At 74.3% G+C, this 14,975-nt stretch carries 9 protein-coding genes; 3 read left to right on the plus strand and 6 right to left on the minus strand.

What is annotated here, in order from left to right; genetic code table 11:
* The first annotated feature begins 89 nt into the window (after positions 1–89).
* The gene (locus ACIRPU_RS06510) at positions 90–530 is read left to right on the plus strand and encodes an OsmC family protein (RefSeq protein WP_403862502.1); all 441 of its coding nucleotides are present in this window, start codon (positions 90–92) and stop codon (positions 528–530) included.
* 169 nt (positions 531–699) lie between these two features.
* Entirely contained in the window at positions 700–2,421 is a 1,722-nt protein-coding gene (locus ACIRPU_RS06515; protein ID WP_403862505.1) for a hypothetical protein, read from the plus strand.
* Positions 2,422–2,511: 90 nt separating this feature from the next.
* On the opposite strand, the gene ACIRPU_RS06520 is transcribed toward ACIRPU_RS06515, so the two are convergent.
* The 6 genes from ACIRPU_RS06520 to ACIRPU_RS06545 all read right to left on the minus strand — a co-directional run bounded on the left by ACIRPU_RS06520 (position 2,512) and on the right by ACIRPU_RS06545 (position 13,067).
* Entirely contained in the window at positions 2,512–3,153 is a 642-nt protein-coding gene (locus ACIRPU_RS06520) for a cutinase family protein (RefSeq protein WP_403862508.1), read from the minus strand.
* 158 nt (positions 3,154–3,311) lie between these two features.
* On the minus strand, positions 3,312–4,520 hold the full coding sequence (locus ACIRPU_RS06525; RefSeq protein ID WP_403862511.1) for a PucR family transcriptional regulator: 1,209 nt from the start codon (positions 4,518–4,520) through the stop codon (positions 3,312–3,314).
* 122 nt (positions 4,521–4,642) lie between these two features.
* Positions 4,643–5,587: an alpha/beta hydrolase gene (locus ACIRPU_RS06530; RefSeq protein ID WP_403862514.1), complete on the minus strand. Its 945-nt coding sequence runs from the start codon at positions 5,585–5,587 to the stop codon at positions 4,643–4,645.
* Between the two features lie 9 nt (positions 5,588–5,596).
* Entirely contained in the window at positions 5,597–9,757 is a 4,161-nt protein-coding gene (locus ACIRPU_RS06535) for an acyltransferase domain-containing protein (protein WP_403862517.1), read from the minus strand.
* A complete protein-coding gene (locus tag ACIRPU_RS06540) occupies positions 9,754–11,526 on the minus strand; it encodes a fatty acyl-AMP ligase (RefSeq protein ID WP_403862519.1) in 1,773 nt (590 codons plus the stop codon). Before ACIRPU_RS06540 ends, ACIRPU_RS06535 begins: the two co-directional genes overlap by 4 nt.
* Positions 11,527–11,573: 47 nt before the next feature.
* Positions 11,574–13,067, minus strand: a complete 1,494-nt coding sequence (locus ACIRPU_RS06545) for an acyl-CoA carboxylase subunit beta (RefSeq protein WP_403863548.1) — start codon at positions 13,065–13,067, stop codon at positions 11,574–11,576.
* A 484-nt stretch (positions 13,068–13,551) separates the two neighbouring features.
* Here ACIRPU_RS06545 and ACIRPU_RS06550 point away from each other — a divergent pair, with 484 nt between their 5' ends.
* Complete coding sequence (locus ACIRPU_RS06550) at positions 13,552–14,952, plus strand: cytochrome P450 (RefSeq protein ID WP_403862522.1); 1,401 nt, start codon at positions 13,552–13,554, stop codon at positions 14,950–14,952.
* Positions 14,953–14,975 lie beyond the last annotated feature (23 nt).

The following is a 14,975-nucleotide window of genomic DNA, read 5'->3' on the forward strand; positions in this document are numbered from 1 at the left end:
TGGACTGCCCGGTAGGGCAGGGCGAGGCGGTGCCGTGACGGAGTTCCGCCCGCGTGGCGTGCCGGGGGCGCGGCACTAATGTCGTCGGCATGAGCGAAGACTCCCAGCGCCTCGTCAGCATCGAGCGGACCGGCGCCGGCCGGTTCACCGCGACGAACGTCCGCGGCGGCACCACCGGTTTCGGTACCGGATCCGATGCCGACGGCGGCACCGACTTCACGCCGGTCGAGCTCCTGCTCGCGGCGATCGGCGGCTGCACCGCCGCCGACGTCGACGTAGCCACCGGGCGGCACGCCGAACCCGTCGAGTTCACCGTCACCGTGACCGGCGACAAGATCAGCGACGACTTCGGCAACCGGATGACCGACCTCGCGGTCACCTTCTCCGTCAGCTTCCCCGAAGGCGCCTCGGGCGACCGGGCCCGCGCGATCCTGCCGCGGGCCGTCACGGTCTCCCACAACCGGCTGTGCACCGTCAGCCGCACCGTCGAGATCGGCACTCCCGTCACCGCGACCGTCACGGACGCCTGACCCGCACGGACGCTTTGCGCGCATGGATGCTTGACGCGCAGCATGGACGCCTGACCCGCCACGCCACCCCGACCCGTTCTCTGCGGGCCGGTGACAAGCGTGCCGCCGAGCGCTGCGTTCTTGTGAGCACTTCCCGAGCACCCGCCTTCCACGGCCCTACGGTCCGGCTATGAAGACGACCCGAAGCAGAGGAAGGACGTGGCGCGGCGCCGCGCTGGCGGTGCTGCTGACCACGGGGGCGCTCACCGCGGCCGCCCCGGACGCTCAGGGGGACGGCGCGCGGACCGAGACGCCCGTGCCGTCGACGCACCCGGCCGACGGTGTGACCGAGACGGTGGTACGGGTGAAGGTGCCGTTGCCGCGGTCCTTCGGGGACCGGCCGGCGGCCTGCGACCAGCTGTCGTATCTGCGCTATCGCTCCGCCGAAGGACCGGCGGCGTCGGCCGACGCCGACCGGATCCTCCTGGCCCAGCCGGGCATCCTGGAGGGCGCCGGAGCCTTCGACAGCGTCGCCCGCGGCACCGTCGCGAAGGCCGCCGCGCAGGGGCGGCACATCGAGTTCTGGGCCCTGGACCGGCGCTCCAACTGCCTGGAGGACCGCACCGGCATCGCTTCCGGCGACCAGCACACCGCCGTCGACTACTACTACCGGGCCAAGCCGGTCGACGGCCGGGTCTTCGGGGGCTTCGTCGGCGACGACCGGCTCGGGTGGATGGCGAAGCTCGGCATCGAGCAGACCGTACGGGACGAATACGACCTGCTGACCCACGAACTGCCCGACCAGGGCCTGCGCCGGAGCAAGGTGCTGTGCGGCGGACACTCGCTGGGCGGGGTCGTCACCGGGTACTTCGCGGCGGCCGACTTCGACGGCGACCCCGCCACCCTGGCGGACGCGGGGCACAACCAGTGCGCCGGCTACTTCGCCCTCGACACGACGGTCTCCACCTCGCTGGCCGACCTGAGCGGCAGCCTGCCCGACGACACCGGCCTGCCCGACGTCGGGCTCGGCTACGCGGCGGTGCAGGCGGGGCTCGACACCGGGCTGGTGCCGCGCTCGCTGTCCGCGCCGGTGCTGCTCAACCCGGAGACCATGACCCTGCTCGCCATCGCCGGCGTGGGCGCCGTGCGCGACCCGGACGGCGAGGCGGACCTGCCGGCCTATCTGCCCTCCGGCATCAACATCGAGGCCACCAACCGCTTCCTGTTCTCGAAGGACGCCGCGGCCTTCCTCACCGGCTCACCCGGGGTGAAGGACTTCCGGCTCACCAACGCCACGGTGCTGGGGGCGCTGATGGACGACAACTCCGTACCGCTGGCGTTCCTCCAGAGCAGCGTGGGCTTCTTCGACGGCGGGCCGGTCACGGACAAGAGCTTCCCCGTGGCCAACGGCGGCACGCAGCCGACGCAGCTGTTCGGCGTCGGCTACAAGGCCATCCCCGCGCAGCCCCACGGGCCGCTGTACACCTGGCGCGACTACGACCGGGTCGGCGACGCCGACGACCCCGGGTACCGGTCGGCCGACGGTACGCCGTTCACCGACGCGGGCAAGGAGGTCACCGACCTCCAGGAGCTGGCCCGCAGTCTGGCGGAGCAGCCGCTCGACTTCACCGAGCAGTACTTCCCGACCAAACTGGTCACCGACCTCCAGCTGGCGGCTTCACCGCAGGTGAAGAGGCTCGTCGTCCATCCCACAGGGCTGACGGCCCGTCCGACGCTCACCGTGCTGGCGGGCGACGGGCTGCTCGCGGGCCGGATCCCGGCCGACCTGCACCCCGTGGTCGCCGCCGGCTATCAGCACCTCGACGTGCTGACCGCGGCGCCGGTGCAGAACGACGGGCTGCCCGAACCCGTGTCCGGCGCGCTGTCGGCGTTCGCCCGCACTCCCCGGTAGCCGCGAGGGGGTCGCGCACGTCCGAAGGGCCCGGGAGGATCCCCTCCCGGGCCCTGCCGTGGGCCGGCGTGCCGGTACGGTCGGACGCGGTCAGACCTTGCCGGTGGCGAACGTGGCCGCGGCGGTGGCGTCGGCGGTGTAGCCGAGATGCGCCAGTACGTCGTCGCCGCCGTTCTCGCAGACGGGGTCACCGGTAGCGCAGAAGTCGATGGTGCGGCTCTGGTAGGTGCCGGTGACGCTCTTGCCGAGGGCCCGGATGGGGTTGCCGAACAGCAGGACCGCGGCGACCCTCGGCTCGACCGCCGTGGGGAGGGTCGCGACGATGGGGCTGCCGACCACCGCGCCCGCACTGCTGATGCCGATGGAATTGTCGACGACATTCGCGCCCTGTGAATATCCGACGAGGATATAACGCTGATTCGGGCAGGCCGTCGACTGCGCCTTGACGTGGTTCACCAGATCCGCGTTTCCCTGCGCGGCCGATGTCAGGGAAAGGTCGGCGGGATAGTTCACCGCGTAGCTGGACAGGCTTTTGCCCGTCAGTTTCTTCTGGAGCGCGGAGAACACCGGGTCGCCGACGATCAGGCCGAGCGTGCCCGGCTCGAAGGTGCCGCGAGCGGCCACCACGTCGATGTCCGAGCAGGCGGCGGCCGATGCGGTGGGTGCCGAGAGAGTGACTATTCCGGCCCCGCCGACGAGTGAGAGCGCGGCGAGGCACAAGCGGATACGCATGGGGATCCTTTGCGGGTGGGGCGCGTGAAGCGCCTGAAGAAAAGGACGATCCCGAAGGTATTCGCGTTCCCTTGCCGAGTGTTATGGACGGGAATTCAGAAATTCCGCTTGTTTTTGTTCCGTGGTGAGTGGGCCGGGCCGGGCGGTGCCGGTGACCGTCAGGAGCAGTGCGCCAAGCGCAGGGCGAGGATCAGATCCAGGCGGGCGTCGGGGTCGTGCAGGGCGTCGCCGAAGAGCTTCTCCAGCTGGCGCAGGCGGTAGCGGACCGTCTGCGGGTGGATGTGCAGCCGGGCGGCGACGTCGGGCACGTTGCTGCCGCTGAGCAGCCAGGCCAGCAGCGTCTCGGCCAGCCGGGCGCGCTGTCCCTCGGAAGCGGCGTCGAGGGGCGCGAGGGCCCGCGTCCGCAGATGGGCGAGCAGCGGCTCGTCGCCGTACAGCAGCAGGGTCGACAGGTGGTCGGCGCACCGCACCACGCCCTGCCGGGGCAGGATCCCGCGGCCCATCAGCCCCAGGGCCCGCGTGGCCCAGCGCAGCGACTGCGCGGCCTCGGTGACGGGGACCGTCGGGCCGATCGCCGCCGGACGGCCCTGGAGGCCCAGCAGGAACGACCGGCCGCCGAACCGCCCGGAGCCCTCCGGGTCCGGCACCAGCACGCGCGGCGGACGTGATCCCATGTCCGTCAGCGCCCCGGGCATCGCCGGTGGCCCGTCCGCCGCGTGCGGGTCCGCGGTGGCCGCCAGCGTGACGACGGCGACCCGCGACGGCACCCGCCAGCGTGCCCCGTGCGCCAGGTCCTGCACCGCCTCCGGGGACACCGGCCCGTCGCCCAGCAGCAGATCGAGCAGGCGTCGGCGGCGCCGCTCCAGCTCGCCCGCGCTGTGTGACCGTGCCTCCGCATAGCCCGCGGCCGCCGCCTCCGCGACCTCGTGCACGGTCCGGAACGCCAGTTCGCCGAGTGCGGCCACGACCGTCGAGTCCAGCCCGAGTTCCTCCGCCGTACGGCCCATCAGCCGCCAGGCGTGCAGCCCGCCCACCCGTAACGCGGACTGCAAGGCGTCCAGACTGCGGCCTTCGAGGGCCTCGCCGCGCCCGAGTTCGTAGTACGTCGCGGCGATGGCGGCTCCCTGGCCGCGCGGGTCGGCGATGAGGTCGACGAACAACGTGAGCGCCTGCACCACCCCGGCCCGCAGATTCCGGCCGTAGGTCCCGTCGGCCGGCCTGGCGTACTCGGGCACCTGCCGGCGGACCTCCTCCTCCACCTCGTCGGCGACGCCCTCCAGTTGGGCGCGCAGCAACTCGGCCAGGTCGGGCGGAACCGAAACGGTCCCGGGATCGGTGGGCACGCCGCGCGGGGTGGGGACGGCCACGACGGACACTCCTTTCACCCGGAGGCGGCTCGCCCAGGCACCGTTGCCCGTGGGACGAGGGGGACGTCCCGTGTTGGACGGACGTCCCCTGCGCTCCGTTCCGTGCCCCGGCTGCACCGACATCACTCCGGCACCCCCAGCGCACCGGCGAGCATCGGCCACGAGGCGGTGAACTCCCGCTTCCAGTAGGTCCAGCTGTGTCCTCCTCCCGTGTAGTAGTGGGTGGTGGCCGCGATGCCGAGGAGCGCGAGCAGGTCGGTGAAAGCGTGCGCGGAGGGCCACAGGGTGCTCTCCAGCGCCTCGGGCAGCCAGTCGCCGATGCCGCCGACCACCCCGCTGCCGCTGGAGACGTACAGGGGAGTGCCGCGCAGCCCGGCGGCCCGGGCCCGCGGGTTGAAGTCGCGCCAGGTGAGGGTGTTGAGCAGCGGACTGCCCCAGAGCGAGTGCGGGGCCAGGCCCTCCCGGGCCACGATGGCGTCCAGGAGGGCGGGCACGCCGGGGGCGGTGGTGTCGAGGATGCCGCTGTAGGAGGCCGCGGCGGTGAAGGTGCCCGGGTGCCGGGCCGCGTGCGCCATCGCGCCGTAGCCACCGGTGGATACCCCGGCGACGGCCCGCACGCCGGACGCCCGGTAGTCGCGGGCCAGCAGCGCCGGGACCTCCTGGAGCTGGAAGGTCTCGTAGTCGGGGCCGCCGCGCCACGCGGTGGGGATGCCCGTGGGGCCCGCGTCCGGCATCACCACGATCAGGTCGCGGCCCTCGGTGAAGGCCTCGATGTCCGTCTCCCGGGTCCAGGACGTGTAGTCGTCGTGGGCTCCGTGCAGGAGATACAGGACGGGGTAGCTCCGCGTGGGCCGGGCGGCGAAGTCCGACGGCAGGATCAGCCGGACCGGCGCGCTGCGGCCCAGCGCGGGGGAGGACACGGACACGTCGAAGGTCCGCGGCCCCAGCGGGGTCGCGGCCCGGGCCCGTCCCGCGGCGCCGGCGGCGCCGAACAGGGCGGCCAGGCCGGTGGCCGCCGCGGCCCTGGTGACGGCGCGTCGGGACGGTCGGGCGGTGTGCTGCGGCATGGCGGCTCCTCAGTCCGGTTCAGCGGGTCCGCTCGGCGTCGCGAGCACCCGCCGCAGATGGGCGGCGATCTCGTCGACGTGCGGCGGGTCGAGCAGCGAGAGGTGGTGCCCCGGAACCCGTACGACCGTCAGACGCGGGCACACCTCGTCCCAGCCGAGGGTCTCGTCGTCCCGTTCGTACGCCGGGTCGCGCACGGTGTGCGGAGCCGGCTCGGTGGCCCGGTACAGGACCACGCGGCCCTCGTGACGGCCCGGCCGGTGGGCCTCGCCGACCCTCAGGTCCAGGTAGGAGGCGCGCTGGTGCTCCCACGCGGCCGCCGGTACCTCGACGGCCCCGCGCAGGCTCCGCAGCGCGAGGTCGATGCGCTCGCGGTCGTCGTCCATCGCCACGAGCTCCTCGTACGGCAGCCGCAGCCGCACCCCGTAGGTGTCGGCGACGTGCCGGGCGAAGCCCGTGAAGTGCGCGCGGACACGATCGGCCGGCGCATGGTCGGGGCGCGGGAGGGGCCGCACCGAGTCGATGAGCACGACCAACGGGACGGGACGTCCGGCGGCGGCGAGTTGTCGTGCCGTCTCCTGGGCGAGGAAACCGCCGAACGACCAACCGCCCAGCAGACAGGGCCCGTCGGGGTGGGCGGCGATGATCGCCTCGGCATAGCGGCGGGCCTTCTCCGGCACGGTACGGGCGTCCTCCAGCCGTTCCAGCCCGTGCACCGGACGGTCGTCCCCGAGCCGTTCGGCGAGCGCGCGGTAGACGTCGCAGCGGCCGCCGGCCGCGTGGAACAGGAACAACGGCGGCCGGGAGCCGCCGGTGCGCAGGGCCCGGAGCGGAGAGGTCCCCTCCTTCTCGTCCCCGGTGGTCGCCGTGGCCGTCGGCGTCGCCGTGACCGGCGCTGTCGCTGTAGCTGTCGCGGGGAGGGCCTGTCGGATGCGGTCGGCCACCTCGTCGACGGTGGCGGCGCCGAGCAGGTCGCGCAGCGGCAGGTCGATCCGGAACTCGCGTTCCAGGGCGGTGCGGATGCGGACGGCCATCAGCGAGTCCAGGCCGAGGTCGGCCAGCGCCGTGGCAGGCGTGACGCGGGCCGTCGGGTGGCCGGTGACGGCGGCGATGTGGTGGCTCAGGCGAGAAGTGACCGAGACCGGTCCTTCAGTCTCCTCGCCCGGTCCTTCGGTCTCTTCGCCAGGGCCCTCGGCCTCCTCGCCCGGTGCGGCGGGTTCGGCCCACCGTCCCGCCGCCGTCGTCGCTGCCGTCGCCGCGACGGGGGCCCGGCCGTCCGTCCACCAGTACCGGGTGTGCCGCCAGCGCGGTACGGGCACGTCGACGACCCGGCCGGGCGGACGCGGCAGGGGCAGGCCGGCGGCGTACAGGGCGCCCACCTCCGCGAGGAACCCGGCGCAGCCGTCCGCGTCGCGGCGCAGGGTGCCCACCGCGAGGGCGCCGGGCACCGTGTCGGTCACCGGCCGGGCCAGCACCGGATGCGGCGAGATCTCGACGAAGGTGGTGTGGCCGTCGGCGGCGGCCGCCGCGAGGGCCCGGTCCAGGCGCACGGGCCGGCGCAGATTGGCGGCCCAGTGGGCGGCGTCGAACCGGCAGTCGCCGCGCGGGTCGTCGAGGACGGTGGAGTAGACCGGGATGCGCGCGGGCCGGCCCGGCACGTCCAAGAGGGCGTCGGTCAGTTCCGGCAGCAGCGGGTCCACCTGGGGCGAGTGTCCGGCGCCGACGACCCGCATGGCCCGGGCGGCGCGCCCCTGTTCCTCGAGCCGGCGCACGAGCCGGGTGACCGAGTCCGCGTCCCCGGTGACGACCTTCTGCCGGGGCGAGGAGTGAACGGCGACCTGGACGCCCGGGAACTCGTCCTCCAGGTCGGCCAGTTCGCCGTCGTCCAGGTCGACGACGGCCATCGCGCCGCCACGCAGCCCGCTCAGCAGCCGGGCCCGCACCGCGACGACCCGGGCCGCGTCCGGCACCTCCAGGGCGCCCGCGCAGACGGCGGCGGCCACCTCGCCCAGGGAGTGACCGATCACGGCCACCGGTTCCACGCCGTACGAGCGCCACAACTCCGCGAGCGCCAACTGCATTCCGAACAACACGGGTTGGGCGATCTCCACCTGGTCGAGCGCCGCTCCGGAGGCCAGCCGGTCGTGCAGCGAGAAGCCGCATGCGACGGCGAGCTGCGCGTCGAGCTTCTGCACGGCGGCCGCGAAGGCGGGTTCCTCGGCCAGCAGTCGGCGCCCCATGCCGGGCCACTGGCTGCCGTACCCGGAGAACACCCACACCGGGCCGCGCCCCACGCGATCGCGGTCGCCGGTCAGCACCCGCGCCTGCGGCCGGCCCTGCGCCAACGCGTCCAGTCCGTCCGCCAGTTCCTCCGGGTCATGGGCGACGACCGCGGCCCGTATCGGCCCGCGTCCGGTGCGTCCGGCGAGCGTGCGGGCCACGTCGGCCGGACGGGCGGCTCGTCCCCCGGGCGTGCGGAGCCAGTCGGCGAGCCGGGCCGCGGTGTCCCGGACCCGCTCGGTGTCGACGTCGGACAGCAGGTGCAGCCGGGCGGCCGGCTCCTCGGCCGGGGACGGCGGCAGCGTGTCGGGACGCCATTCCTCCAGTACGGCATGGGCGTTGGTACCGCCGAACCCGAAGGCCGACACCCCGGCGGTGGCCGTGCCGCCGTAGCGGGGCCACGGCTCGGGCTCGGTCACCACCCGCAGCCGTACGTCGTCCAGGGCGCTGCCGTGCGCGCAGTGCAGTGACGGCGGAATGCGGTCGTGATGCAGTGCGAGGACCGTCTTCACCAGTCCCGCGACGCCCGCGGCGGACTCCAGGTGCCCGAGGTTGCCCTTGACGGAGCCGAGCAGCAGCGGCTGGTCGGGGTCGCGGCCCGGGCCCAGGACCGTGCCGAGCGCGCCCGCCTCGATCGGGTCGCCGAGCGGGGTGCCGGTGCCGTGCGCCTCGACGTGGTCGATGTGCGCCGGGTCCAGCCCGGCCCGCGCGTAGGCGGTGCTCAACAGGGCTTGCTGGGCTGACGGGTTGGGGGCGAGAAGGCCGTTGGAGCGGCCGTCGGAGTTGACGGCGGTGGCACGGACGACCGCGAGGACGCGGTCACCGTCGCGCTCGGCGTCGGACAGCCGTTTCAGCAGCACGGCCGCGCACCCCTCGCCGCGCCCGATGCCGTCGGCCGCCGAGGCGAACGGCTTGCAGCGGCCGTCCGGCGCGAGGGCGCCCGCCCGCGCGAACGCGACGCCGACGACCGGCGACAGCAGCAGGTTGACCCCGGCCGCGATCGCCAGGTCGCTCTCGCCGGTGCGCAGGCTGACGCAGGCGTGGTGCACGGCGACGAGGGAGGACGAACAGGCGGTGTCGACGGCCATGCTCGGCCCGCGGGTGTCCAGGACGTAGGCCAGCCGGCCCGCGGTCACACCGAGCGCCGCGCCCGCCGGGGCCCACGGGTCGACGGCGGCCGCTCGGGCGCCGGTGAGCTGCCCGTACTCCGGGGCGCAGACGCCGACGAAGACGCCGGTGGCCGTGCCGGCGAGGGCGGCGGCCGGGACGGCGGCGTGGTCGAGCGTCTCGTGGACGACCTCCAGGAGCATCCGCTGCTGCGGGTCCATCACCGTGGCCTCGCGCGGTGTGATGCGGAAGAAGTCGGCGTCGAACCCGGCGATGTCGTCGAGGTAGCCGCCGTACGCGGGCGCGTCGGCGGGCGGGAAGGCGGTGAAGTCCCGCCACCGGTCCGCGGGGACCGGCCCGATCGCGTCGGTCCCGTCGCCCAGCAGCCGCCAGTAGTCGGCCGGGCCGCGCACCCCGCCGGGGAGCCGGCACCCGACCCCGATGACCGCGACGGGCTCGTCGAGCGCTGCCGGGACAGGGGCCGTGGGCGTCGCGGGCAGGTGCCGTGCGGCCGGGCCGCGCAGCTGTGCCACCAGCGCCTCCAGCGTGGGGGCCGACCAGAGCAGCGTCGCCGGCAGCTCGCGGCCCGTCAGCCGGGACAGTTCCCCGGCCAGCGCGACCGCGTCCCGCGAGGACATGCCGAGGTCGGCCAGCGGCAGGTCCATCGGTACCCCGTCGCTCGTCGGTACCCCGTCGTCCCTCGGTACCTCGCCGCCGGTGCCGTTCCAGGTGGCGACCCGTTCCGCGATCAGGCGGCGCAGCGCGCCCTCGTCGACGGCGCTCATCGCGCGGTCCCCGCCCCGAAGGCGCCCTCCAGATACCGGGCCCGGGTGAGGGCGCGCGCCACCTTGCCGCTGGACGTCCGGGGCACGGCGCCGGGAGCGACGAGGACGACGTCGGCGAGCCGCAGCCCGTGCCGGGCGGCGACGGCCCCGCGCACGGCCCGCGCCAGGGCCGGTACGTCGATCCCGTCCAGGCGGGTGGCCCGCGTGTGCTCGGCCACGACGACCACACGCTCACCCGCGTCCCCCGCGCCGTCTCCGTCGCCCGGGACGCCGAACGCGGCGAGCCGGTCGCGCCGTACGGCCGGATGCGCGTCCTGGACGGTGGCCTCCACGTCCTGCGGGTAGTGGTTGCGGCCGTCGACGACGATGAGGTCCTTCAGCCGGCCGGTGACGATCAGCTGTCCGCCCAGCACCGTCCCCAGGTCGCCGGTGCGCAGCCAGCCGCCCGGGGCGCCGGACGGCCGGGCGCCGAAGACGCGCCTGGTCAGAGCCTCGTTGTTCCAGTAGCCGCGCCCCACGTTGGGGCCCCGCACCCAGATCTCGCCGACCTCGCCCTCGCAGAGGGAGTCGAACGAGACGGGATCGACCACGCGGACCTCCTGGCCCGCAGGGGCGCCGCAGCCGGCCAGCTGTACGGCGTCGGCGTCGTCGGGCCGCGCGGGCAGGGCCTTTCCGGCGGCGAGGGCGTCCCGGTCGAGGGCGAACCGGCGCGGCGGCTCGCCGGGCCGGGCGGCGCTGACGAAGACGGTGGCCTCGGCGAGCCCGTACGACGGACAGTGGACGTCCGCGGCGAGACCTTGGCCGGCGAACGCCGCGTGGAAGCGGTCGGCGGTGCCGGGCCGGACCGGTTCACTGCCGTTGATCATCGCGGCGACGCCGTCGAGGCGCAGCTCCGCCTTCTGCGCGTCGGTGACGGCGGAGACGCAGTAGTCGTAGGCGAAGTTGGGCGCGGCGCTCACCGCCCGCGGATGCGCGGCGAGCAGCCGCAGCCAGCGGGCCGGCTCGTGCAGGAACGCTGCCGGGTCCATGAGGACCGACGGGCGACCCTGGACGACAGGGGCCGCGACGCTCAGCACGAGCCCCATGTCGTGGTAGAGCGGCAGCCAGCCCACGCAGGTCACCGGGGCCGTGTCGGCGCCGTAGGCGGTCAGCGCCTGACGGGCGTTGGCGACCACGTTGGCGTGGGTGATCTCCACGCCCGCCGGCGCGCGGGTGGACCCGGAGGTGTACTGGAGATAGGCGGTCGCCCCGGGGTCCGGCGCGGCCACCGCCCGGTCCCGGGCGGCGTCGAGGACCCGGGCGGCGGCGTCGGGGACCCGGTCCACCGTGACGGCCGGCACGCCCCCGCGCGCGGAGAGCTCGGCCACCTCCGCCATGGCCCGGCTCGTGGTCACCACGACGGCGGGGCGCGCGTCGGCCAGCACCCCGGCGAGCCGGTCCCCGTGCCCGGGCAGACCGGGCGGATACAGCGGTACGGCGACCAGCCCGGCGGTCAGCGCCGCCAGGAAACCGGTGACGTACTCCGTCCCCTGCGGGCACAGCAGCGCCACCCGTGCCCCGGGCTCGGCCTCCTCGGCGAGCCGGGCGGCGAGCGCCCGCACGCGCAGATCCAGACTCCGCCAGGTCAGTGTGCGGTGGACGCCCCGCGAGTGCGGGGCGGGGTGGTCGACGAATGTGAACGCCCTTCGGTCGGGGGCGGTTTCGGCCCAGTGCCGCAGATACTCGGGCAGAGTCCGGTACGGGGGCGCGAGCGGTGGGCGGCTGTCCATCGGGCGTGGCTCCTCACGGCGCGGTGTCGGCTGACGGGTCGGGCGGATCAGAGCGGGATGTTGCCGTGCCGGCGCTCCGGCATCGGGGCGCGCTTCCCGCGCAGCGCCCGCAGGGCACGGCACAGGTGCGCGCGGGTGTCGCGGGGGGCGATGACGGCGTCGACGTACCCGCGTTCGGCGGCGGGGTAGGGCGTCCCGTGGGTGGCCTCGTACGCGGCGACGAGACGGGCGCGCAGCGCCTCGGGATCGTCGGCCGCGGCGAGTTCACGCCGGTGCAGCACGCCGACGGCGCCCTCCGCGCCCATGACGGCGATACGGGCGGTGGGCCAGGCGAGGTTGAGGTCGGCGCCCAGGTGCTTGGAGCCCATCACCGCGTAGCCGCCCCCGTACGCCTTGCGCACCACCACGGTGATCTTCGGGACCGTCGCCTCGGCGTAGGCGTACAGCAGCTTGGCGCCGCGCCGGATGATGCCGGCCTGTTCCTGGCTGACCCCGGAGAGATAGCCGGGGACGTCGGCGAAGGTCAGCAGCGGGATGCCGAACGCGTCGCAGAACCGCACGAACCGCGCGGCCTTCTCGGAGGCGTCGATGTCGAGGACGCCGGCCGCGTGCATCGGCTGGTTGGCGACGATCCCGACGCTGGCGCCCTCGACCCGGGCCAGGGCGCAGATGATGTTCGGCGCGAACAGTTCCGCCACCTGGAGCAGTTCGCCGTCGTCGACGACCGTGTGCAGGAGGTCGCGCATGTCGTAGACCTGCCCGGTCCGGTCGGGGACCAGCGTGTCGAGCCGGGCCCCGTCGGGAGCGGGCGTGGGCGCGTACTCGGGCGGTCGCCCGAGGTTGTTGGCGGGCAGGTACGACAGCAGGTCGCGCACGGTGTCGAGGGCGTCCTCCTCGTCGACGGCCAGGAAGTGGGCGTTGCCGTTGACGGAGTTGCTGGCGCGGGCGCCGCCCAGCTCCTCGGCCGTGGTGCGCTCACCGGTGACGGCCTCGATGACGTCGGGCCCGGTGACGAACATGTGCGAGACGCCGTCCACCATCACGGTGAAGTCCGTGATGGCCGGCGAGTACGCGGCGCCGCCCGCGCAGGGGCCGAGGACGACCGAGATCTGCGGGATGACCCCGGACGCCCGCACGTTGCGGCGCACCAGCTCGGCGTAGAGGGCGAGCGAGGCGACGCCCTCCTGGATCCGGGCGCCGCCGGAGTCGTTGAGCCCGATGACCGGGCAGCCGGTCTTCAGCGCGAGGTCCATGAGGGCCACGGTCTTCTCGCCGAACGCCTCGCCCATGCTGCCGCCGAAGACCGTGGAGTCCTGGGCGAACACACAGACCGGCCGTCCGTCGACCGTGCCGTACCCGGTGACGACTCCGTCCCCATAGGGCCTGCGGGCGCCGTCCCCCGTGGACCGGGCCCGGACGAACCCGCCGGTCTCCGTGAAGGAGCCCTCGTCCAGCAGCCGTTCGACGCGCGCCCGCGCACCGAGGGCCCCGGGTCTCCTGGGCGTGCCCGGCGCCACCGCCTGGGCCTGACGGCGAGCCAGGTCCGCGACGCGGTCGGCGGTGCGGTCGGCGGTGCGGTCGGTGGTACGGTCCGCCGTGCTCGTCGCTGTCCCTGCCTCTTTCGCCGTAGCCGTAGCCGTAGTCGTCGCCGTAGCCAGGGATGTTGTCGCCTCTCGCGTCACAGCCACCTCCGAAGTGGTTCTCGAATATGGCAGCGACCCGGGAGCGAACCGGAGGGATCACCGTTCTGTTTGCGGGAGTTGAGTCCTCGAGGACCCGGGTTCGTGCTGGCGTGACAAGGTCGACGGCGCCGCACGCCCGCGCGGGGTCCGGCACCGGGGAATCAACCGACGTCTCGACGAGCCGAGTTGCGAGGCAGTCGCACCCGGTGGCAGCGGTTCCGGGGATCCCGCCGAGCAGTGCCCCGTCGTTCACCGGTGGCGGGGTCCTGGGATAGGGTCCGACCGGTTCCGGCTACCGAATGACGACGCGCCGGTACGGCGAGTGTCGGAGGGTGGCAGAGCGATGGCATCGCAGGTGGGCGACGGCGGATCCGTGGACCTGGACGGCGCACGGCTGGAGACGATGACTCCGGAACCGCTGCTGACCCGGGACTACGAGACGCGCCCCTCGCTCGTGTACGAGCGGCTCAGACAGCGGCACGGTCCGGTCGCGCCGGTCGACCTGCTGGGGGTGCCCGCCTGGCTCGTCCTGGGCTACCGCGAGTCGCTGGAGGTGCTCCAGGACGACGCCGGGTGGCCCAAGGGGCTGGAGAACTGGCGGGCCCGCTCGGAGGGCAGGGTGCCGGCCGACTGGCCGCTCGGACCGTCCCTCGAGGTCAACCATGTGCTGATCCAGGGCGGACCCGGCTACCGGCCGCTGCGGACGGCGTGGGACGCGGCCCTCAAGCCGTTCCAGGACCCGCGCCACCCGCAGGCCAAGAGGCTGAAGACGGCCGTCGGCGCCTACGCCGACGAACTGATCAGCCTGGTGGGGCAGGCCGGCGGCACGGGCTGGGCGGACCTGTCCGCCCAGTTCTCCCGGCCGCTGCCGCTGATGGTGGCCAGCCATCTGCTCGGCTTCCCCGGTTCGCAGGGCGACGACGCGCTGATGGACATGTGGCGGGTACTGGACGCGGGTCCGGACGCGGAGCCCGCCCTGGAACGGCTGCTGGCGGCGCTGGCCGAACTGGCCGCGGGGAAGCGGGAGAAGCCGGGGGAGGACTTTCCCTCCTACCTGCTGGCCGCGCACCCCGATCTCTCGCTCGACCAGCTCGCCCGTGAGTTGTTCATGCTGCTGGGCATGACCTCCGACCATGTCGGCATCCTCATCTCCAACACGGTGGTCGAGGTCCTCTCGGGTGAGGGCGGCGTGCGCGCCAGCCTGTCCGCCGGGATGGTCCGGGAGAGCATGAACCGGGTGGTCATGCGCAAGCCGCCGCTGGTGAACTTCGTGCCGCGCTTCGCGGCCCAGGACACCCCGCTCGGGAACTACACGATCCGGGCCGGCGACCCGGTGTGGGTCTCCTCCGCGGCGGCGCACGCGGACCCCCTCTTCGCCGCCCACGCGGAGTCCGGCACCACGGTCAGCACCCGGGCGCATCTGGCCTGGGGCGCGGGACGTCGACAGTGCCCGGCGCGCGAGCTGGCGTCGACGGTCGCGGCGGTCGGCGTGAGCCGGCTGTTCGAGCGGTTCGCCCACCTGGACCTCGCCCTTCCCGTCGACCAACTGCCGTGGCGCTCCTCGCCCTTCATGCGAGGCCTGCGCTCGCTGCCCGTCCAGTACGAACTGGCCGCGATGCCGCAGCCGCCGTCCTCGCCGGCCCCGGTCGAGGAACCGGCCGGGACCGGACTGCCCGATCCGGCGGTCCGGCAGCGCTCGTCGTTGTGGCGCTATCTGACGGGCCTGATAGGCGTCGGCCGCTGACCTCGGGGCGTCGGCGCGCGGCG

The organism is Streptomyces sp. NPDC102259, from assembly GCF_044766465.1.
Lineage (GTDB): Bacteria > Actinomycetota > Actinomycetes > Streptomycetales > Streptomycetaceae > Streptomyces.

Bases quoted from the DNA above. Each gene is read 5' to 3' on its own strand.
- ACIRPU_RS06510 (WP_403862502.1), top strand. From the start codon at position 90: ATGAGCGAAGACTCCCAGCGCCTCGTCAGCATCGAGCGGACCGGCGCC.
- ACIRPU_RS06515 (WP_403862505.1), top strand. From the start codon at position 700: ATGAAGACGACCCGAAGCAGAGGAAGGACGTGGCGCGGCGCCGCGCTG.
- ACIRPU_RS06520 (WP_403862508.1), bottom strand. From the start codon at position 3,153: ATGCGTATCCGCTTGTGCCTCGCCGCGCTCTCACTCGTCGGCGGGGCC.
- ACIRPU_RS06530 (WP_403862514.1), bottom strand. From the start codon at position 5,587: ATGCCGCAGCACACCGCCCGACCGTCCCGACGCGCCGTCACCAGGGCC.
- ACIRPU_RS06535 (WP_403862517.1), bottom strand. From the start codon at position 9,757: ATGAGCGCCGTCGACGAGGGCGCGCTGCGCCGCCTGATCGCGGAACGG.
- ACIRPU_RS06540 (WP_403862519.1), bottom strand. From the start codon at position 11,526: ATGGACAGCCGCCCACCGCTCGCGCCCCCGTACCGGACTCTGCCCGAG.
- ACIRPU_RS06550 (WP_403862522.1), top strand. From the start codon at position 13,552: ATGGCATCGCAGGTGGGCGACGGCGGATCCGTGGACCTGGACGGCGCA.